Consider the following 19751-nt stretch of genomic DNA (forward strand, 5'->3'; position numbering starts at 1 on the left):
AGTTTTTCGATATAATATATGAGTTAAACTATAATCAAATAATTGTCAGGAGCGAAGTTATGAAAAAGGTAGCAATCATCATGGGTTCAGACAGCGATTTTCCCGTTGTTTCAAAGGCAATAAAGAAGCTTAAGGAATTTGACGTTCCGTGCGAGGTTCACGTTATGAGCGCGCACAGAACACCCGACGCGGCGATTGAGTTTTCAGCCAACGCTAAGAAAAACGGCTTCGGCGTGATTATCGCGGCTGCAGGCATGGCGGCTCACTTGGCTGGCGTGCTCGCGGCAAAGACCACACTTCCCGTTATCGGAATTCCCTGCAAATCCGCGCAGCTCGACGGAATGGACGCACTTTTGGCGACCGTGATGATGCCCACAGGCATTCCCGTGGCAACGGTTGCGGTTGACGGCGCTGCTAATGCCGCTATTCTTGCGGTTGAAATGCTCGCTCTCTCAGACGAGGTTCTCGCACAGAAGCTGGAGGACATGAAGGCAGATATGGAAAAGGGCGTTGCCGAAAAGGATAAGGCAATGCAGGCTAAGGTGGCGGAGCTTTGATGAATTATATGGAAATCCCGCGTTCCGAAAAGGCAATGGACGAATGCGGCGTATTCGGTTTTTACAACAATAACGATATCGACAGTATTGCGCTGACCCACGACGCGCTTTACGGTCTGCAGCACCGCGGACAGGTGAGTGCAGGCATTACTGTCAACAACGGCGGCAAGTTCTCGACGATCAAGGAGCTCGGAATGGTTTCCGAGGTTTTCCCTCAGAGGGTTCTCGATAAGCTCTCGAGCGGAAAAATCACCGTCGGTCACGTTCGCTACACATCGAACCAGAGCCTCGACAGAGCCGCTAACCAGCCGCTCGTGCTGCGCTATAAAGAAGGCTCACTCGCGATAGCCAGCAACGGCGCGATAACTAATTTCCCTGAGATACGCAAGGAGCTTGAGCGCGGCGGCGCGATTTTCCAGTCCAACTCAAACGCCGAGCTTATGGGCTATGTGATCGCTACAGAGCGCTGCTCGACAGACAACCTCGAGGACGCGGTTCTCAGCGCTATGTGCAAGCTAAAGGGCGCGTTTTCAACCGTTATTTGCGCGCCCAGCCGTTTGATTGGCTTCAGGGATATCTACGGCTTCCGTCCGCTCTGTATCGGCAAGCTTCAGGACAGCTACATCATCACCTCTGAGAGCTGTGTAATCGACAGCGTCGGCGGAGAGTTTGTCCGCGACGTTCAGCCGGGCGAGATGGTAGTTATCGACGAGGACGGCTTCCACAGCTATTTTTGCGATAAAAAGAGCGAAAAAACCTCGCTTTGTATCTTTGAGTATGTTTACGTCGCCAGACCCGACAGCGTTATCGACGGTGTGAGCGTTCACACCGCGCGTCTGAGAGCGGGCGAGCTGCTCTATAAGGAATATCCGATAGAAGCCGATATGGTTTGCGGCGTTCCCGATTCGGGCATTATCGCCGCCGAGGGTTATGCGAAGGCATCGGGAATTCCGTTCGGCATGGGCTTTATGAAGAACAAGTTCATCGGCAGAAAGGTCGGCACGGGCATGGAAAAGAAAAAACGCCTGATGCAGACCAAGCTCACCGCCCTTAAATCAAACGTCGAGGGCAAGCGTATTATTGTAATCGACGACTCGATTATCCGCGGCGAGACCACAAAGCACATCGTAGGTCTGCTCCGCGAGGCGGGCGCGACTGAGGTTCATATCCTCATCAGTTCGCCGCCGTTTATTTCACCCTGCTATTACGGCATTGATATCCACGACAAGGAAAATCTTATCGCCACCAAGCACAGTGTTTCCGAGATTCAGCAGTCAATCGGCGCGGACTCTCTCGGCTATCTCAGCGTAGAGAGCCTTCGCGAGACCGCAAAGGACGCCAAAATCGACCTTTGCGACGGCTGCTTCACCGAGAAATACGCGGCGGAGGTGCCGACGACGTTCTTTGTCGATAAATACGCAAATAAAATCAAACATAAGTAACGGAGGATTATTATGGAAAGCTTTTCAGAAAGTTACAAGGCGGCAGGCGTTGACATCACAGCCGGCTACAAGAGCGTGGAGCTGATGAAAAAGCACGTTGCGCGCACAAATACCCCGGGCGTTGTTTCGGGTATCGGTGGCTTCGGCGGACTGTTCAAGCCCGATTTCGCGGGCATGGAGGAGCCGGTTTTGATCAGCGGCACCGACGGCGTGGGCACAAAAATCAAGCTCGCCTTCCTGCTCAACAAGCACAACACCATCGGTATTGACTCCGTTGCCATGTGCGTCAACGACGTCATCTGCTGCGGCGCGAAGCCGCTGTTCTTCCTCGACTACATCGCTATCGGAAAGAACATTCCCGAGAAGGTAGCGTCAATCGTCGAGGGTATCGCCGAGGGCTGCGTTCAGTCCGAGTGTGCATTAGTCGGCGGCGAAACAGCCGAGCACCCGGGTCTTATGCCCGAGGACGAGTACGACGTTGCGGGCTTTTGCGTAGGTATCGCGGACAAGCCCAAGATGATTGACGGCTCAAAGCTCAAGTCAGGCGACGTTCTTATCGGTCTGCGTTCGTCAGGCGTTCACTCAAACGGTTTCTCTCTCGTCAGAAAGATTTTCAATATCAACGAGGAGACGATCAATAACACCTATCCCGAGCTCGACAAGCCTCTCGGCGAAACCCTGCTCACTCCCACAAAGATTTATGTAAAGCCTATCCTCGCTCTCATGAAGGAGGTTGAGGTCAAGGCTGTTTCCCATATCACGGGCGGCGGCTTCTACGAGAACATTCCGCGTATGCTCAAGGACGGCATGACCGCTAAGGTCATCAAGAACAACATTCCCGTTCTTCCGATTTTCAAGCTCATGCAGCGCGTCGGAAACATTTCCGAGCACGATATGTACAACACCTTCAACATGGGCGTCGGCATGATCGCCGCTGTAGCCAAGGAGGACGCTGACAAGGCTCTTGTGGTTCTGAAGGATAACGGCGAGGACGCTGTAATCCTCGGCGAGGTAATCGAAGGCAGCGAGGGAGTTGTGTTCGCATAATGAAAAACATTGCAGTATTGGTTTCAGGCGGCGGTACAAACCTGCAGGCGCTCATTGACGCTCAGAACAGCGGCAAGATCACGGGCGGAAAAATCACCTGCGTGGTTTCCTCAAATCCCAACGCCTACGCGCTTACGAGAGCCGCGAACAATGATATTCCCACAGAGGTAATCCGCCGTAAGGATTTTGATACCTTTGAAGCGTACGACGAGGCACTGACCGCGCTGCTCAAAGCTAAAAACGCGGATTTGATTGTCCTCGCGGGCTTCATGACTATCCTCGGCGGTAAGATTATCTCAAATTTCCAAAATAGAATTATAAATATCCACCCCGCGCTCATTCCTTCCTTCTGCGGCGAGGGCTACTACGGACTGCGCGTCCATGAGGAAGCCCTGAAAAAAGGCGTGAAGGTCACGGGAGCTACGGCACATTTTGTAAATGAAATCTGCGACGGCGGCCCGATAATTATCCAGAAGGCTGTCGAAGTTAAAACAGGCGACACCCCCGAGGTTCTCCAGAAAAGGGTAATGGAGCAGGCCGAATGGCTTATTCTTCCTCACGCGGTAGACCTCTTTTGCAACGATAAGATAAAGGTAATCGGTAACATCACCGAAATTCTTGAATAAACGGAGGCAAAAATGAAAGCGGTATCACTCACCAAAGAAATTTCTTCCACAAGCTATCCCGGCAGAGGCATCGTCCTCGGCAGAAGTGCGGACGGCAAGAAGGCAGTAATCGCTTACTTCATCATGGGCAGAAGCGAGAACAGCAGAAACAGAATATTTGTAGAAACAGCCGACGGAATCAAGACAGAGGCGTTTGACCCGTCCAAGCTCGTCGATCCTTCTCTGATTATTTACGCGCCTGTTCGCGTTCTCGGCAACAAGACGATCGTTACCAACGGCGACCAGACAGATACTATCTATGAGCTTATGAACCAGCAGCTCACCTTTGAGCAGTCGCTTCGCACACGTGAGTTCGAGCCCGACGCACCCAACTACACACCCAGAATTTCGGGTATCGTAAAGTGCTCCGACGGCAAGATGAACTACGCGCTTTCTATCTTAAAGAGCGCTGACGGCAATCCCGACTGCTGCGAGCGTTACACCTTCTCTTACGACGCACCTCTCGCCGGCAAGGGTCGTTTTATACACACCTATATGGGCGACGGCAATCCGCTCCCGAGCTTTGAGGGCGAGCCGACTTTGGTAGAAATCGGCGACGACGATATCGACGCTTTTGCCCAAAAGGTATGGGACGCTCTTGACAGCGACAACAAGGTATCGCTCTTTGTCCGCTACATTGACGTAGAGACAGGCAAGGCTGATTCCAGAATCATCAACAAGAATAAGTAAGGGGATATAAAAATGAACGAATTACTCTTAAAATACGGCTGTAATCCTAATCAGAAGCCGTCAAAGATTTTTATGCAGGACGGCTCTGAGCTGCCCGTAGAGGTGCTCAACGGCAAGCCCGGCTACATTAACTTTCTCGACGCGTTTAACTCATATCAGCTCGTGCGTGAGCTCAAGGCTGCAACGGGACTTCCTGCTGCAGCTTCCTTCAAGCACGTAAGTCCCGCGGGCGCTGCGGTTGCTACCGAGCTTTCAGACACCCTCAAGAAGATTTATTTCGTAGACGACCTCGAGCTTTCTCCGATCGCTTCCGCATACGCTATGGCCCGCGGCGCTGACAGAATGTCCTCCTACGGAGACTGGGTAGCTCTTTCAGACACCTGCGACGTTCAGACCGCAAAGCTCCTCCAGCGCGAGGTTTCCGACGGCATCATCGCTCCCGATTACACTCCCGAGGCGCTTGAGGTTCTCAAGACAAAGCGCAAGGGCAGCTATAACGTTGTAAAAATCAATCCCGACTATAAGCCCAACCCCGTAGAGCACAAGGACGTTTTCGGCGTAACCTTTGAGCAGGGCAGAAACGAGCTTGTTATTGACGAAAATATGCTTCTTCAGAACATCGTTACAGAGAACAAGAACCTCACAGAGGAAGCAAAGCGCGACCTTCTTATCGCTCTTATCACCCTCAAATACACCCAGTCAAACTCCGTATGCTACGCCAAGGGCGGTCAGGCAATCGGCGTAGGCGCAGGTCAGCAGTCCAGAATCCACTGCACCCGTCTCGCAGGAAACAAGGCTGACATCTGGTACCTCAGACAGCATCCGAAGGTAATGAACCTGCCCTTCGTAGACAATATCCGCCGTCCCGACAGAGATAACACTATCGACGTATATATCTCCGACGATTATGAGGATGTTCTTGCAGACGGCGTTTGGGAGCAGTTCTTCAAGACTAAGCCCGAACCCCTCACACGCGAGGAAAAGAAGGAGTGGCTCTCAACCTTCAGCGGCGTATCTCTCGGTTCAGACGCGTTCTTCCCGTTCGGCGACAATATTGAGAGAGCAAAGCGCTCAGGCGTTGAGTTCGTAGCTCAGCCCGGCGGCTCGATTCGCGACGATAATGTTATCGACACCTGCAACAAGTACGGTATGACCATGTCCTTCACGGGCATCCGTCTGTTCCACCACTAAGAGGTAAAATATGAAAATATTAATGATTGGCTCGGGCGGCAGGGAACACGCCCTGATTAAAAAGCTGCTCGAAAGTCCCAAGTGCACCAAGCTGTATTGCGCTCCCGGCAACGGCGGTATTTCCCGCGACGCCGAGATTGTGAACATCGGCGTTATGGACAAGGAGAACATGGTTAAATTCGCCAAGGACAACGCCATTGATCTGGTATTTGTCGCGCCTGACGATCCCCTCGCCGCAGGTATGGTCGACGCGTTCCAGGCTGAGGGTATCCGTGCCTTCGGTCCCAACGCAAACGCTGCGATTATCGAGGCTTCCAAGGTTTTCTCCAAGAACCTGATGAAAAAGTACGGCATTCCCACTGCCAAGTACGAGGTTTTCGACGACCCCGAAAAGGCTATCGCGTATGTCAAGGCTGAGAACACAGTTCCTGTTGTAGTCAAGGCGGACGGTCTTGCTCTCGGCAAGGGCGTAATCATTGCCCAGACGATTGATGATGCTGTAGCGGCGATCAAGTCCATCATGGAGGACAAGCAGTTCGGCGATTCAGGCAACAATATTGTAATCGAGGAATTCCTTACAGGTCCTGAGGTTTCGGTTCTTGCCTTCACAGACGGCAAGTGCGTAAAGCCCATGGTCAGCTCCAAGGATCACAAGCGCGCATATGATAACGACGAGGGTCTTAATACAGGCGGTATGGGTACCGTCAGCCCGAATCCTTATTACACCGACGCTCTCGCCGAAGAGTGCATGGAGACGATTTTCAAGCCCACAATCGAGGCTATGAACAAAGAGGGCAGACCCTTCAAGGGTTGTCTGTACTTCGGTCTGATGATGACTCCGAACGGGCCTAAGGTTATCGAGTACAACGCACGCTTCGGCGATCCCGAGGCTCAGGTCGTTCTTCCCAGACTAAAGACCGATCTGGTTGACATCTGCGAGGCTGTTATCGACGAAAAGCTCTCCGACCTCGACATCGAGTGGTATGACGGCGCTGCGGCGTGCGTCGTAATGGCGAGCGGCGGATATCCCGTTTCCTACAAGAAGGGCATCGAAATGTTCGGTATGGACGATAAGGGTCAGGTAGACGGCGCAATTGTCTATCACGCGGGCACAAAGTACGAGAACGGAAAGTTCTATACAAACGGAGGCAGAGTTCTCGGCGTAACCGCAACGGCTGCAACGCTTGACGAGGCTCTCGAAAAGGCATATGCCGCGGTTGACAAAATCAGCTTTGAAGGCATGCACTTCCGCCACGATATCGGACGTACAAAATAAGATAAAGACAACACCGCATTTCGTTTTGAAATGCGGTGCGTTTTTTAAGAGGCGTTTTTAAGCTGCAGGCGCAGTCTGTCAGAAATCATCGCGATAAATTCGCTGTTGGTGGGCTTACCTCTGTCGTTGTGAATAGTGTAGCCGAAGTACGAGTTGAGCACGTCTACGTTTCCGCGATCCCAGGCAACTTCAATCGCGTGACGAATAGCGCGCTCCACCCTTGACGAGGTGGTATCGTACTTTTTCGCGACAGCAGGGTAGAGCTGTTTGGTTACGGCATTGATTATTTCAGGGTTTTCTACCGACATCATAATCGAATCCCTGAGGTAATGATAGCCCTTGATATGAGCGGGAACGCCGATCTCATGGAGAATCTGCGTCACCTTGACCTCAATGCTGTAAGCGTCAAAACGGATAGGCGCGAGAAACAGCTTGTCAGAGGATTTTTGGGTCAGGAGAGAGATGTTCTCGCAGAGCTGACCTACGTCATACGGCTTTAACATAAAGTAATCTGCTCCGGCATTCATCACCTCACGCTCCAGTACAGAGCTGTGGAATGACGAGAACACAATGAATACCGGCGGCTTATCGCTTTGTCGTTTGATGCTGCGCATAACTCCGATAGCGTCGAGGCGCGTCATGAACGCGTCCATAACAACGACATCGGGTGATTCGCTTCGGATTCTGCTGCAAAGCTCTTCTCCGTCCTTTGTACAAAAGACGGCGGAAATATTGCAATCCTGAAACCTTTTTAAATTCTCCGACGAAAAATCCGCCGCTTCCTCGGTAATAATCATTTTCTGGCTATTGTCCATGTTCATAATCTCCTAACTTTTTGATTGTGAAATAATATTACCATAAAATGGTAAATTTGGCAATAGCTTCCGAGAAATTTTTTCACATTTTTTTCAGGCTTCATTTTTCGACAATTAAGAATCAGTAAAACCAGCACAATATATAGTTAGACCAACTTAATTGCACACCATAAATTGTGCTGCTACGCCATAACCCTCCTCGGGATTGTTCAGAAATACGTGAGTGACAGCGCCGATCAATTTGCCGTTTTGCACAATAGGGCTGCCGCTCATACCCTGCACGATTCCACCGCATTCGTCAAGCAACCGCTTATCTGTAACTTTTATGACAAAATTTTCATTATTTCGCGGATCATCGTTGCGGATACTCGTTATTTTGAGATCATAACTCTCCGGACGGTCGCCGCTTATGGTTGTAATGATCTGAGCGTCACCTGTCTGGATTTCATCAAACTCCGCGATTTCAAACCTATCTCCGCTGAGATAACTATTGTCGATAATTGTTCCGTAAATGCCGTTTATCGTGTTATTTGTCACTGTTCCGAGCGTTTTGTCGGTAAAGTAACCGTTCAGGCTGCCTGCCTTTCCGGTGCTGCTCTTCTCTACCGAGCTGATGCTCGCGCCTACGATTTCCGCTTCACCCAGCGGCATCATCGCTCCTGTGTCACGGTCGCATATTCCGTGACCGAGAGCGGCAAAATAATTATTATCGGGATTATAATACGTCACTGTACCGATCCCCGCGCAGCTGTCGCGAACCCAGGCGCCGAGCAGATAAGTGCCCACGGTATTCGCCTGAGGCTTAACGGTTTTGCATAGCTCCTTGCCGTCGCGTTCAATAATGAAGCTCATTCCTTTTCCGCCGCAGCCAGTTGCAGTTTCCTGAAGATCCTCGTTTGTTTTAATTTCAATTCCGTTTACTTTTTTAATAACGTCGTCAACCTGCAATCCGCCTTCCTTCGCAGGACATACATAGTGACTGCCGTTGAAGAATTCCTCCAGTTCAATAACCATCACTCCGTCGTTATAGAATTTTACGCCAAATGGCTGACCGCCGAGTATAACAGTACTACTTTCGGCTGACGCGGATACGGGTACTCCCGTGATAAACATTGCAAAAGCCAAAACGAATGCGGTTGTTCTTGCAAATTTTTTCAAATAATCACCTTCTTTCTGTTGCCCAAATTAGCTTTTGCATTTATAATATAAGAAAACGGTGTTTTTTATTATTCAATGAAACATTGGAAACGCTTTTTTACGAAAGCCCGACAATCTGTCTTTTTTTCAAATTATTTTCAATTGTATTTAATTTTTCAAATTTGAGGTTTAAAATGTCAGAATCAATTCAAGGACTGACCTCTGCCGAGGTCGCCGAACGTCAGAGGCAGGGCAAGACTAACGCCGCCGTAACACTTAAAACCAAGTCAATAAAACGTATATTTTACGATAACATATGCACGCTTTTCAATCTGATAAACGTCGTGCTCTTTGTATCGCTGCTTTTGGTAGGCTCATATAAAAACCTTCTTTTTATCGGCGTTGTTTTTTTCAATACGATCATCGGAATTATCCAGGAAATCCGTTCAAAGCGGAGCGTAGACAAGCTCACCATTCTTACCGAAACAAAGGCAGAGGTGCTCCGCGACGGAAAAACGGTTCAGATTCCCAAGGAAGAGCTCGTCCTTGACGACATTATCTTTCTCTCGCGCGGCAATCAGATTCCTGCCGACTGCGTTGTTGTCGACGGCTCCTGCAAGGTCAATGAGAGTTTGTTGACAGGCGAGTCGGATCTGATTGAAAAAGCAGAGTGCGACGAGATGCTCTCCGGCAGCTTCATCTCCGCCGGAAAGTGCTGCGCTCGCGTCGCGAGAGTCGGCGCGGACTGCTACGCCTCAAAAATCAACAGCGAAGCCAAGTACATCAAGAAGAATAACTCCCGGATTCTCAGATCCTTCAAGTTCATAATCAAGCTCTGCACAATTATCATTTTCCCGATAGGCGCGCTGCTCTTTTGCAGCCACCTGTTTTTCCAGCACGCGGGCTTGCAGCAGTCTGTTATCAGTACGGTAGCCGCGCTTGTCGGCATGATTCCCGGAGGTATGATTCTTCTCACCAGCTCTGTTCTGGCGGTGTCAATTATCCGCCTTTCCCGCAAAAAGGTACTTGTCAATGAGATGTACTGCATTGAAACGCTCGCGCGGGTCGACGTTATATGCCTCGACAAGACGGGTACTTTGACTGCAGACGCGATGCACGTTTCAGATTTGATAACGATAAACGCAGACGAAGCAGAGATAAAAACCGCGCTTTCGTCCGTACATCACGCAAGTGAGGATATAAACGCCACGCTGCAGGCAATCGCGGATTATACAAATGATATCAGTCCCGTAGTGTGCAACCGCTTCACACCGTTCTCCTCAGAAACAAAGTGGTCGGGCGGCGAGTTTGCCGACGGAAAAACATATATTATAGGTGCTGCGGAATTTGTATTTTCTGATAAAGAAAAATACAGAGAGGTTTTTGACCGCATTTCCGAGATTTCTGACACCGTCAGGATTATCGCGCTCGTAAAGAGTGACAGGCCGATTGATGGTCAAAAGCTGCCCGACGATTTATCTCCGATGGCACTTGTACTTATCAAGGACACCATGCGCGAAAACGTCAACCAGACAGTCGATTATTTCAAGGAACAGGGCGTTACTCTCAAGGTGATTTCGGGCGACAGCGTACAGACCGTCCGCAATATTGCGAAAGAAACAGGCATTGAAGGTGCTGACCGCGCGGTTGATATGACGGAAATCAAGACCGACGAACAGCTAGACGAGGCAGCGGAGAAGTACAATATCTTCGGCAGGGTAACTCCGGCGCAGAAGAAGAAGCTTGTTCTTGCTCTCAAAGCCCACGGTCATTCCGTTGCGATGACGGGCGACGGCGTAAACGATGTTCTTGCACTGAAGGAAGCGGATTGCTCCGTAGCCATGGCTTCGGGCAGCGAGGCGGCGCGAAATGTATCTCAGCTCGTTCTCGTAGATAATGACTTTGCCGCAATGCCAGAGGTTGTTGCGGAGGGCAGACGTACCATAAACAACATCGAGCGAAGCTCCTCGCTTTATCTTGTAAAGACGATCTACTCAATCCTGCTCGCGCTGTTCTTTACATTCACCGCTATTACTTATCCGTTCGAGCCGATCCAGCTCACACTTATAGGAGCGCTCACCATCGGATTCCCGTCGTTTGTTCTCGCCTTGCAGCCAAACCGAAATATCGTCAAAGGCAATTTCACTCTGAATATTATTGCTCGTGCCTTACCCGCGGCTATATCTGTATTCCTGAATGTTGTAACAGTCGCGGTTCTCAGCCTGACTCAGCCGATTTCCCATGCGGAGATATCAACAATCGCGGTTTATGTCACCGCGCTGTCATGCCTGCTGCTTGTTATCAGACTTTCACTGCCTCTCAACGCCCTGAGAAGCACCATGCTCGTTCTGAGTACAGCGGGACTGACAATAGCGTTTATCTTCTTCGGAAAGCTTTTCAATCTTGTTTTCCTAAGCCCGAACGCGATTATTATTCTCTGCGTTCTTTCAGCGCTTACCCTTGTTATTTTCAACCTGATGTATTCGATTGCAGACCGGTTTATTCGGAAAAATAAAAATCAGACAATCAAGAGATAATATGAAGATACCTCAAAATGCTAAATTGATCATTCACAGACTTCAAAATGCGGGCTTTGAGGCTTTTGCCGTCGGCGGCTGTGTCCGTGACAGCCTGCTCGGATTTACTCCTCATGACTGGGACATCTGCACCTCTGCAAAGCCTGAGCAAATCAAAGCCTGCTTTGAAGATTTCAATACCATCGACATCGGCATCAAGCACGGAACAGTCGCGATTATTGTTGACAAAGAGCCGTTTGAAGTAACCACCTATCGGGTTGACGGAGAATACCGTGACAACCGACATCCCGAGAGCGTGACATTTACATCTAACCTCAGAGAGGATTTGGCACGCCGAGATTTCACCGTCAATGCTATCGCCTACAACGATGAATACGGCATAGCAGATTTTTACGGCGGCGAAAGCGATTTGAGAAATCGCCTTATTCGCTGTGTCGGCAATCCCGATGAGCGGTTCCGTGAGGACGCTCTGCGTATTCTCCGCGCGCTGCGGTTTGCTTCGTGCTACAGCTTTTCTATTGAGAACAAAACTGCAGCCGCGATTCACCGCAATTCTGAGCTTCTGAATAATATCGCCGCCGAGCGCATTCAGTCGGAGCTTGTACGACTGCTTTGCGGCGATGGTGCGGAGGATATTTTCAACGGCTTCCGCGACGTGTTCGCTGTATTTATCCCGGAGCTTGCCGAAACCTTTGACTTTGATCAGAAAAACAAGCACCATCGCTACGATGTTTTTCACCATATAACTCACTCCGTCGGACTAATAGAGAGTGACCCGGTTCTCAGGCTTACAATGCTTTTTCACGACATCGCAAAGCCGCGCGTATGCACGACCGATAAACACGGCTCGCGCCACTTTAAGGGTCATCAGTTAGTCAGCGCCGATATCGCGCGTGAGGTTCTCAGCCGTCTGAGATTTCCGACAGATACGATTGAAACCTGCGTAACTCTGATTATCTGTCACGACGTCCGCTTTAACGGAACGCTTGCGCAGGTAAAGCGAGTCCTGAATAAAATCGGCGTGGAAAACATGCGCCGCCTCTTTAAGGTGCAGTACGCCGATACGCTCTCGCAGTCTGATTATCTGCGCGGGGAGAAGCTCGCGAAAATCGATACCGCCAAAGCCCAGTTTGAACAGATTATGGCAGAAAATCAGTGCTTTTCTCTGAAACAGCTCGCGGTAAACGGCAGAGATATAATCGACATGGGAGTTACCGGCGGCAAACAAATCGGCAGATTGCTGAATTTACTGCTAGACAGCGTAATTGACGGAACGCTTCCTAACGAAAAAGCCGCCTTGCTGGCGGCGGCAAAAGAATATTCTGTAAAAGAATAAAAACCCGACCGTTCGGTCGGGTTTGTTTTATGTATTTTAGATTCTTGCAACGCCTGATTTGATTGCGGCGTTCTTTACAGCCTCAGCAACGGTCTTGCCGACGCGCGGGTCAAACGCGTGGGGAAGAATGTACTCAGCGCTGAGGTGTTCGTCGTCAACAAGAGAAGCAATCGCGTAGGAAGCCGCAACCTTCATCTCCTCGTTGATGTCGCTGGCTCTGCAGTCGAGCGCGCCGCGGAAAATACCGGGGAAGGCGAGAACGTTATTGATCTGGTTCGGAAAGTCGCTTCTGCCTGTGCCGACAACAGCCGCACCTGCTTTTTTCGCGAGGTCGGGCATAATTTCGGGAGTGGGGTTAGCCATAGCAAAGAGAATCGGATTCTCAGCCATCGACTTGACCATATCCTCGCTTACGCAGCCTGCGGCGGAGATTCCGAGGAACACGTCCGCACCCTTCATAGCGTCGGCGAGAGTACCTGTCTTGTGGTCGAGATTGGTGATTTCAGCCATCTCGCGCTTGACGGCGTTTAGTTTTTCGTCGCCCTTGCAGATAATGCCCTTGCTGTCGCAGAGGGTGATATCCTTTACGCCCATGTTCATCAGGTGTTTTGCAATCGCGATGCCTGCCGCGCCTGCGCCGTTCATAACGACTTTGATGTTCTCAAACTTCTTGCCGACGAGCTTGAGCGCGTTGAGCAGACCCGCCGCAACAATAATTGCGGTTCCGTGCTGGTCGTCGTGGAAAATCGGAATATCGCACTTTTCCTTGAGCTTCTGTTCGATCTCAAAGCATCTGGGAGCGGAGATGTCCTCGAGGTTAATGCCGCCAAAGGAGCCGCTGATGAGATAAACTGTGTTGACGATTTCATCGACGCTCTTGCTTCTTACGCAAATCGGGAAAGCGTCAACGTCGCCGAACGCCTTGAACAGTGCGCATTTTCCTTCCATAACGGGCATGCCTGCCTCGGGACCGATATCGCCGAGACCGAGAACCGCGGTGCCGTCTGTAATAACGGCGACAAGGTTGTTTCTTCTTGTCAGCTCGTAGCTTTTGTCATAATCCTTCTGTATTTCGAGGCATGGCTCGGCAACGCCCGGGGTATAGGCGAGGGCGAGCTCCTCGGAATTAGATATCGGAACGCGCGAGATAACCTCGATTTTACCGTTCCAGTCATAATGCAGTTTAAGTGATTCCTTTCTGATGTCCATATGATTACTCCTTTCTTAACCTACAGTATTATAAACCAGATGAAGCTGATTAGCAAGTGAAAAATCAAAATATTTGACAATTCGCGGGATTTGATATATGATAATGATGCGAGTGCGCCGAACAGCCGCGGGCAGAATCCGAAAGGATCTGTGCGAGGAAAGTCCGGGCTTCACAGAGCGATAATAACGGCTAACCGCCGCCGGGGGCGACCCCAGGGCCAGTGCAACAGAAAATAACCGCCCGATTTTCGGGTAAGGATGGAAAGGTGAGGTAAGAGCTCACCGGAGGGTGGGAGACCACTCTGCCGTGTAAACCCTATTTGAAGCAACACCGTGGAGGGACATATACGCTTGCTCGGCGTGTCCCGTGGAGGTGGCATTGAGCAGGCTCGGGTAACCGACTGCCAAGATAGATGGCTGTTCAAGACAGAACCCGGCTTACAGACGCACTCGTTCAGGCTGTCGCTTTGCGGCGGCCTTTTTACTTTTCAATGACCTTTTCAGCGCACTTAATTCCGTCAACCGCGGCTGATATGATACCGCCCGCGTAACCCGCGCCTTCACCGCAGGGATACAGCCCTTTCAATCCGACGCTCTCAAGCGTATCGACATTTCGCAAAATGCGGATAGGTGAGGAGCTTCTTGTTTCAAGCCCCGTCAGCACGGCGTCGGGATTGTCAAAGCCTTTCAGCTTTCTGCCCATACTGATAATCGCTTCTTTCATCGACTGCGAAATCTCCTCGGGCAGAATGGTATTCAAATCACTCAGTGTAAAGTCAGGTCCGATGCTCGGCAAAACCTCGCCGAGATTATCGGACTTTTTGTTATTAATAAAATCTCCGACTTTCTGAACAGGCGCGCTGAAACCACCGCCGCCGAGTGCAAACGCTTTTTCCTCAAGTTCGCGCTGAAAGTACATTCCGCCGAGCGGACTATCGCTGCGGTAATCCTCAGGAGATACTCCGACGAGAAGAGCGGCGTTTGAGTTGCGTTTGTCACGGGCATACTCGCTCATGCCGTTTGTGCACAGCCTGTTTTGCTCGCTCGATGCGTTTACGACCTTTCCGCCGGGGCACATACAGAAGGTGTATGCGCCGCGGCCGTTAGAGGTATGTACGTTCATTTTGTAATTCGCCGCGCCGAGAGCCTTGTTGCCTGCGAATCTTCCGTACTGAGAGCGATCAATCTCTTCGCGCAGATGCTCGATTCTCGCGCCGACAGAGAAAGGCTTTGCTTCAATCGGAAGCTTCTTTTCGTACAGCATTTCAAACGTATCTCTCGCGCTGTGACCGATGGCAAGGATAACGCTGTCGGTTTCGATAATGTCAGTCTTGCCGTTGGATTCAACGACCGCGGCGGTTATTTTGCCGTCAGCTGAGTGAAATCCGGTCAGCTTTGTTTCAAACATAACCCTGCCGCCGAGTTCGATGATCTCCTCACGCAGCTTTTTTACGGTCAGCTTCAGCTTGTCCGTGCCAATGTGCGGCTTAGCGTCATAAAGGATTTCTTTGGGCGCGCCGTGACCGACAAACTCCAGCAGAACCTTTCTCTGACGGCTGTCCTTTGTACCCGTGTTCAGTTTTCCGTCGGAAAATGTTCCCGCGCCGCCTTCTCCGAACTGTACGTTCGACGAGGTGTTGAGCGTTCCGTCCGTCCAGAATTTATTAACGTCAGCGGTTCGGCTGTCCACGTCCTTGCCACGTTCTATCACAATCGGATTCGCTCCGCTTTGAGCGAGAATCAGCGCGGCGAACAGTCCCGCGGGTCCCATTCCGACCACAAGGGGAGAAGCGCCGCCTTTCCATTTCGGAACGTCGTATGTATATGGCTGAACCTTAGACGCGTTTTTCGCCTTTTTCAGTACGTTGTCCTCATTTATATTCAGAACCACGTCGACCGCGCAGAGAAAGAAAATATTATCCTTTTTCCTTGCGTCAACCGAGCGGCGGAAAATGCTCACGCTCTTTACCGCGCTGTTATCAACCCTCAGCTCGCGACAGATTCTCTTTCTGACTGCCGCGTCGTCATAATCAAGGGGGATATGTACGTTGTTAACTCTTATCATAGCTGTTCACCAACAATCATGCCGCTGATAAAGGCAAAGTGCAGGTTAAATCCGCCGCATTCGCCGCATATGTCAACCGCTTCGCCGCAGACATAAAGATTCCGCACCTTTTTGCTCTCAAAGCATTCGCTTAATTCATTTGCCTTAACGCCGCCTTTGACGCACTGAGCGTGTTCAAATCCGCTCAGCTCTGTGACAGCAAAATCCATGCTTTTTAATGTTCTGGCTGCCTTTTTGATTTCAATATCTGTCAGTTTACCACAGAGCCTTGAGAAATCCTTCATTCCGCTCTGCTTCATAACCGCCTGTGAAAGTCTTTTTTGGAGAATACCCGTCATCAGATTGTCGGCGGTCAGACCTGCAAATAACTCTTTGTTCGATATCAGAATATTATATAATTCCTTTTCAGAATAATCGGGCAGCAGATCTATTGAAATAATATCTCCGTTCTTTGCGTAAAGAGATAGGTTAAATACGCAGATGCCCGACAAGGCTCCATCCGCGAACTGTATCTCGCCGCATTCTGTTTTTACAGGCTTGCCGTTTCTCAGCAGGCTGACGTTTCCCGCTGCGCGCAAACCCTTGAGAGATTTTAATACATCGGATTTTACCTGAACAGGGCAGAGGGCAGGCTGAAACGGCTCAACCGCAAGACCGAGATTTCTCAGATAATCCGCGCCGCTTGCGTTTCCGCCGAGCTTCGGAGCCGCCTTTGAGCCGCATGCGATAACGATTTTTTTGCCAAAGAACTCACTTTCCGCTGTTTTGATATGGAATCCGCCGTTTTCGTGCTTCAGGGTTCTGATCTGTTCGCCGCAGAAAATTTCAACTCCGTATCTGTTGCATGCAAATCTTAGTACGTCGAGCACAGAGCTTGCCTGCCGCGAAACAGGATATACCCTGCCTTCGCTGTCGGCAAAGGTGAGCAGACCTAGGGACTTAAACTCTCTGAGCAGAAAGGTTGCGTCATACTTCTCGAACAGAGACTTTGCGTTAAGGCTGCCGACGTATTTTTCGGCAAAAATACGTGTGTTCGTCAGGTTGCATCTGCCGTTGCCGGTTGAAAGAAGTTTCTTTCCGACACGGTCGTTTTTCTCGATAATCGCGATATTCAGTTTCGGGTTTTGCCGTTTCGCGGTGATAGCGCACATCAGACCGGAAGCTCCGCCGCCGACAATAAGCGCGTCAAAATTATATGTCATTATTTTCACCTAAAAAACAGGGCAGCGTCTGCTGCCCAATTTTGTTACTATACTTATTTCGGAGCGAGGCAGGAAAAAATACCGCCCGCGCCCATGCTTACGAGCAGGCTTGCAGTACCCATGATAACGCCCGCGATCAATACGCCGCACATAACCGCGATAGAGCTTTTCTTAAAGCCCATGTCGAGGAAGCTTGCCGCGAGAGTACCCGTCCATGCGCCCGTACCCGGGAGAGGAATGCCTACGAAGAGCATAAGAGCGATAAACAGACCCTTTCCGGCTTTAGCCTTGAGCTTTTCGCCGCCTTTTTCGCCTTTGTTGTAGCACCAGGTAAAGAACTTGCCGATGTATTTTTTGTCCTTACCCCAGATAAGAACCTTTCTGGCAAAGAAGTAAATCAGCGGAACAGGCAGCATATTGCCTATAACGCAGATAACATATGCCCAGAAGAGCTGCCAGCCTTCCATACCCATGCCTACCGCAACGGGAATCGCGCCTCTCAGCTCAACAATAGGTACCATTGAAATAAAGAAAATGATTAAATAATTCAGAAACATAAAATTCTCCTTTTCAATCAGTCAACTCAAAGTATAACAGAATCAGCTGTTTTTTTCAATAGCTAAGATGGCAAGTTTTTGGCTGTAAAATCAAATCTTTCCGTAAATTCTGACACATAAGGTTAAAAAGTATTCATATTCATTGACATTCACTGTATTTGATGTAAAATATACAAAGGAGTGATGAAATGAATCATAGAGCATCTGCCCGTTTTCGGGCCATTATTTTAGTTTTAACCGCAGCGGCAATTGTCTTTGCCTTTGTGCATTCCGCGATGTCATCAAATATCTCATCACAGGAGAGCAGGTGGGCATATGTGTTTCTTAACGGTATTTTGAAGGCATTCGGAGCCGGTTATCAGCTTTCGGAGCATTTTGTCCGTAAGCTTGCGCATTTTTCGGAATACACAGCTATCGGAATGCTTCTGACAAGCTGCGCCTATTCCTTTGACCGTTTTAAGCCGTACCGCTATCTGGCGTATGTATTCTTTGCGGGACTTGGCACGGCTTTTGTTGACGAAACGATCCAACTCTTTTCGGAAGGACGCGCGGGAATGATAACCGATATGTGGATTGATTTTTCAGGTGTAGTTCTAGGCACCGCGATAATGCTGCTGTTTTATTTTGTATATCAACGAATCAGAAGGAAGAAGATGAAGCATGAGTAACGAAGTAAGAACGGAAAACAAAATGGGCACAAAGCCTATGCTGCCGCTCATTCTGACGATGTCGCTGCCCGCGATGTTTTCAATGACTATTATGGCGATGTATAACGTGGTTGACAGCATTTTTATCGGCAACTACGATCAGGCTGGACTGACTGCTATTTCTCTCGCGTATCCGCTGCAGCTGTTTCTGATTGCGGCCTCAGTTGGTACGGCTATCGGCGTTAACTCACTCGTTTCACGAAAGCTCGGCGAGAAGGATTTCAATATGGCGAATTCCGCCGCGACCCACGGACTTGTGACCTGTCTGTTTACATACGCTGTATTTTTGCTGCTCGGGCTGTTCGCGGTCAAACCTTTCATGGGATTGTTTACTACGGACGCGCACACTGCCGACTGCGGTGTTCAGTATCTGACAATAGTTCTCTGCTTCTCGGGCTTTGCGACTGTCCAGATAATGATAGAGAAAACCCTCCAGGCAACAGGCAACATGATTTATCCGATGCTGTTTCAGCTTCTCGGCGCGGTGGTAAATATTATATTTGACCCGCTTATGATTTTCGGCATCGGTATTTTTCCGGAATTCGGTGTTGCGGGTGCGGCAATCGCGACTGTTTTCGGACAGTTCTGCGGCATGATATTCTCAGTTATAGTTCTTTTTAAGAAAAATCATGAGGTAAAGGTAAGCTTTAAGAATTTCAAGCTCAACGGAGCTATTATCAAAAATATCTATGCTGTCGGTTTACCTTCTATTATTATGCAGTCAATCGGTGCGGTTATGATGCTTGGCATAAATACGATATTTATGACTGCAGGCTCCGCTGTTTCCGTCACGGTTTTCGGTATCTACTTCAAGCTACAGAGCTTTGTGTTCATGCCGTGCTTCGGACTCAACCAGGGCGTAATGCCTGTCATCGGCTACAACTACGGCGCGCGCAACAGGAAACGCGTTTATTCCGCGCTCAAGTGGGGTCTGATTATTGCGGTTATAATCATGTCGGTCGGAGTTCTGCTGATGTGGCTGATTCCGGACGTGCTGATTTCTATGTTCGGCGGCGGTCAGGAGCTCATGAAAGTCGGCGTTCCCGCGTTTAAGACTGTCAGTCTTTGTTTTCTTCCCGCAGCGGCAGGTATCTTGTTTACAACGCTGTTCCAGGCGGTGGGCAAGGGTGTACGCAGCCTGCTCATGTCGGTATGCCGTCAGCTCGTCATTCTGCTTCCGGTAGCGTTTATACTGGCAAAGACAATCGGAGTCAGCGCGGTGTGGTATGCTTTCCCGATTGCGGAAGTCGGCTGTCTTATTCTTGCAATCTGCTTCTTCTTAGATTTGGTAAGAAACGATTTCAAAAAACTCAACTGA

At 49.9% G+C, this 19751-nt stretch carries 17 protein-coding genes and 1 other RNA gene; 12 read left to right on the forward strand and 6 right to left on the reverse strand.

From position 1 onward, the window contains the following. Window positions 1-59 precede the first annotated feature (59 nt). From purE to purD, 7 genes are read left to right on the forward strand one after another with little or no spacing between them, the layout of a single operon-like run. Window positions 60-557, forward strand: a complete 498-nt coding sequence (gene purE, locus AB1I49_RS05485) for a 5-(carboxyamino)imidazole ribonucleotide mutase (protein ID WP_316609944.1) — start codon at window positions 60-62, stop codon at window positions 555-557. Further along, the gene (gene purF / locus AB1I49_RS05490) at window positions 557-1999 is read left to right on the forward strand and encodes an amidophosphoribosyltransferase (protein ID WP_407721634.1); all 1443 of its coding nucleotides are present in this window, start codon (window positions 557-559) and stop codon (window positions 1997-1999) included. The genes purE and purF overlap by 1 nt, the downstream gene beginning before the upstream one ends. Window positions 2000-2011: 12 nt before the next feature. After that, complete coding sequence (purM, locus tag AB1I49_RS05495) at window positions 2012-3046, forward strand: phosphoribosylformylglycinamidine cyclo-ligase (RefSeq protein WP_316609946.1); 1035 nt, start codon at window positions 2012-2014, stop codon at window positions 3044-3046. Beyond that, window positions 3046-3672: a phosphoribosylglycinamide formyltransferase gene (purN, locus tag AB1I49_RS05500; protein WP_316609948.1), complete on the forward strand. Its 627-nt coding sequence runs from the start codon at window positions 3046-3048 to the stop codon at window positions 3670-3672. Before purM ends, purN begins: the two co-directional genes overlap by 1 nt. 12 nt (window positions 3673-3684) lie before the next feature. Then, window positions 3685-4401, forward strand: a complete 717-nt coding sequence (locus tag AB1I49_RS05505) for an IMP cyclohydrolase (protein ID WP_316609950.1) — start codon at window positions 3685-3687, stop codon at window positions 4399-4401. 12 nt (window positions 4402-4413) lie between these two features. After that, a complete protein-coding gene (locus AB1I49_RS05510; protein ID WP_186833165.1) occupies window positions 4414-5592 on the forward strand; it encodes a phosphoribosylaminoimidazolecarboxamide formyltransferase in 1179 nt (392 codons plus the stop codon). Window positions 5593-5602: 10 nt separating this feature from the next. Next, window positions 5603-6868, forward strand: a complete 1266-nt coding sequence (purD, locus tag AB1I49_RS05515; protein ID WP_316609951.1) for a phosphoribosylamine--glycine ligase — start codon at window positions 5603-5605, stop codon at window positions 6866-6868. A gap of 44 nt (window positions 6869-6912) precedes the next feature. Here purD and spo0A read toward each other — a convergent pair whose 3' ends face one another. Both spo0A and spoIVB read right to left on the reverse strand, forming a co-directional pair. Next, complete coding sequence (gene spo0A, locus AB1I49_RS05520) at window positions 6913-7683, reverse strand: sporulation transcription factor Spo0A (RefSeq protein ID WP_186833163.1); 771 nt, start codon at window positions 7681-7683, stop codon at window positions 6913-6915. Window positions 7684-7839: 156 nt separating this feature from the next. Next, complete coding sequence (gene spoIVB, locus AB1I49_RS05525; RefSeq protein WP_407721579.1) at window positions 7840-8841, reverse strand: SpoIVB peptidase; 1002 nt, start codon at window positions 8839-8841, stop codon at window positions 7840-7842. A 173-nt stretch (window positions 8842-9014) separates the two neighbouring features. Here spoIVB and AB1I49_RS05530 point away from each other — a divergent pair, with 173 nt between their 5' ends. Together AB1I49_RS05530 and AB1I49_RS05535 are read left to right on the forward strand one after the other, a co-directional pair. After that, window positions 9015-11357, forward strand: coding sequence for an HAD-IC family P-type ATPase (locus AB1I49_RS05530; protein ID WP_407721580.1), 2343 nt, complete (start codon window positions 9015-9017; stop codon window positions 11355-11357). A gap of 1 nt (window position 11358) precedes the next feature. Further along, complete coding sequence (locus AB1I49_RS05535) at window positions 11359-12693, forward strand: CCA tRNA nucleotidyltransferase (RefSeq protein ID WP_186833160.1); 1335 nt, start codon at window positions 11359-11361, stop codon at window positions 12691-12693. Window positions 12694-12729: 36 nt separating this feature from the next. Here the strand turns inward: AB1I49_RS05535 and AB1I49_RS05540 are convergent, their stop codons facing one another. Continuing rightward, complete coding sequence (locus AB1I49_RS05540; RefSeq protein ID WP_316611453.1) at window positions 12730-13902, reverse strand: NAD(P)-dependent malic enzyme; 1173 nt, start codon at window positions 13900-13902, stop codon at window positions 12730-12732. A 109-nt stretch (window positions 13903-14011) separates the two neighbouring features. Between AB1I49_RS05540 and rnpB the strand changes: the two genes are divergently transcribed. Continuing rightward, window positions 14012-14359, forward strand: an RNA gene (gene rnpB, locus AB1I49_RS05545) — RNase P RNA component class A. A gap of 24 nt (window positions 14360-14383) precedes the next feature. On the opposite strand, the gene AB1I49_RS05550 is transcribed toward rnpB, so the two are convergent. Genes AB1I49_RS05550 through AB1I49_RS05560 form a run of 3 tightly spaced genes read right to left on the reverse strand, consistent with a single transcriptional unit; the run spans window position 14384 to window position 17726 of the window. Continuing rightward, window positions 14384-15967, reverse strand: a complete 1584-nt coding sequence (locus AB1I49_RS05550) for an NAD(P)/FAD-dependent oxidoreductase (RefSeq protein WP_407721581.1) — start codon at window positions 15965-15967, stop codon at window positions 14384-14386. After that, window positions 15964-17169 (reverse strand): aminoacetone oxidase family FAD-binding enzyme, encoded by a 1206-nt coding sequence (locus tag AB1I49_RS05555; protein WP_407721582.1) that lies wholly within the window; start codon window positions 17167-17169, stop codon window positions 15964-15966. The genes AB1I49_RS05550 and AB1I49_RS05555 overlap by 4 nt, the downstream gene beginning before the upstream one ends. Window positions 17170-17222: 53 nt before the next feature. Further along, a complete protein-coding gene (locus AB1I49_RS05560) occupies window positions 17223-17726 on the reverse strand; it encodes a COG2426 family protein (protein WP_186833156.1) in 504 nt (167 codons plus the stop codon). Window positions 17727-17914: 188 nt separating this feature from the next. Here AB1I49_RS05560 and AB1I49_RS05565 point away from each other — a divergent pair, with 188 nt between their 5' ends. After that, a complete protein-coding gene (locus tag AB1I49_RS05565) occupies window positions 17915-18394 on the forward strand; it encodes a VanZ family protein (RefSeq protein WP_316609959.1) in 480 nt (159 codons plus the stop codon). Then, entirely contained in the window at window positions 18387-19751 is a 1365-nt protein-coding gene (locus tag AB1I49_RS05570; protein ID WP_186833154.1) for an MATE family efflux transporter, read from the forward strand. The genes AB1I49_RS05565 and AB1I49_RS05570 overlap by 8 nt, the downstream gene beginning before the upstream one ends.

It is taken from the genome of Ruminococcus sp. NATIVEDY160 (assembly GCF_045819885.1).
Lineage (GTDB): Bacteria > Bacillota > Clostridia > Oscillospirales > Acutalibacteraceae > Ruminococcoides.